At 72.5% G+C, this 1606-nt stretch carries 2 protein-coding genes; both read left to right on the forward strand.

Annotated elements, in window-relative coordinates:
* Nucleotides 1-1066: hypothetical protein (locus ABZU52_RS32405; RefSeq protein ID WP_354974714.1), on the forward strand; the 1066-nt coding region annotated here is incomplete at its 5' end.
* 51 nt (nt 1067-1117) lie between these two features.
* The gene (locus ABZU52_RS32410; RefSeq protein ID WP_354974715.1) at nt 1118-1516 is read left to right on the forward strand and encodes an NUDIX domain-containing protein; all 399 of its coding nucleotides are present in this window, start codon (nt 1118-1120) and stop codon (nt 1514-1516) included.
* Nucleotides 1517-1606: the final 90 nt, after the last annotated feature.

Below are 1606 nucleotides of genomic sequence, written 5' to 3' on the forward strand. Positions count from 1 at the left end.
GCGCGCTCGACTGTCCGACATCGCCCAACAGGCCGAAGTCAGCGAGGCCTCGGTGTCGCGGGCGACGGTGGCCTCCTCCGGCCTGGTCCAGCCGCCGGTGCACGCGCTCGCCGCGTTGCTGGCGTACCGGCGGGCACCCGACCCGACCGGTCTGGCCGCGCTGCGCCGGCTCTATCCCGCGCTGGTCGCCCAGCAGCGCTACCTGGCCGACCGGCGGGACGTGGCCGGCGACGGGCTGGCCTGCATCGTGCACCCGTGGGAGTCCGGGTTGGACAACAGCCCGGCCTGGGACGAGCCGATGGCCGCGGTGCCGGCCGAGGCGGCCGTCATGTCCGCGTACCGTCGGCACGACACCAGGCACGCCGACGCCGCGCACCGCCCCACGGACCTGGACTACGCGCGCTACCTGGCGATCGTCGCGGCCTACCGCGACCACGGCTACTCCGACCACGACCTGGCCACCGGTCACCCGTTCCTGGTGGAGTGCCCGCTGTTCAACGCGGCGTTCGGGGCCGCCGAACACGCCCTCGCCGAGATCGCCGCACTCGTCGGCGACGACCCCGGGCCGCACCGGGCCCGCGCGGCCCGGATCACCGACGCCCTGCTCCGCAGGCTGTACGACCCGGACACCGGCACGTTCCAGCCCCGTGACCTGCGCACCGACCGGCTGGTGAGCGCCCGTACCGTGCTCGGGCTGACCCCGCTGATCCTGCCCGACCTGCCGGCCCGGCAGGCCGACGCGCTGGTCGTCGAGGCCCGCTCGGCGCGCTTCGGGGTGGCCCGGCGGATGGATCGCCCGCTTCCCACCTACGACCGCACCTCGCCCGACTTCGAGCCGCTGCGTTACTGGCGGGGGCCGAGCTGGCTCAACGTCGGTTGGCTGGTGCGGCGTGGGCTGCTCACGCACGGGCACCCGGAGCTGGCCGCCGGGCTGCGCCGCTCGATGATCGATCTGGTCGCCGGGGCCGGCTGCCACGAGTACTTCCACCCGGACACCGGCGCCGGGCTCGGCTCACCGTCGTTCGGCTGGACCGCCGCGCTGCTGCTCGACCTGCTGGCCGACTGAGCGCGGTGCCGGCTGGTAGCGTCCCCGATCCCGGCAGCCGGAAGGAACATCGTGCGTGAGATCGACAAGGTCGCCTGGATCCTCATCGAGGACGATCGGGTGCTGAGCACCCGGTCGACGGGCAAGGACGTCTGGTACCTGCCGGGTGGCAAACGCGAGCCCGGCGAGACCGACCTGGAAACCCTGCGCCGGGAGATCGGCGAGGAGCTGAGCGTCGACGTGGACGCGCGTGGCGCCGTGCACCTGGGCACCTTCAGTGCGCAGGCGCACGGGCACGCGACCGGCATCACAGTGCGGATGACCTGCTACCGGGCCGGATACCAGGGGCAGCTGCGGCCGGCCAGCGAGATCGCCGAGATGGCCTGGCTCGGGTATGCCGACCGGCATCGCACCTCGCCCGTGGACCAGATCATCTTCGACCACCTGCTGGCCGAGGGTCTGCTGGCCTAGATGACTGAGTCCCAAATCTGAGCTGGTGAGGCGGTGGTCGTACCGCATAGGGAAGGGTGTCGTTGTCTGCTCGTGACTGCTGACATCGAC

The organism is Micromonospora sp. NPDC005220 (assembly GCF_040607895.1).
GTDB lineage: Bacteria > Actinomycetota > Actinomycetes > Mycobacteriales > Micromonosporaceae > Micromonospora.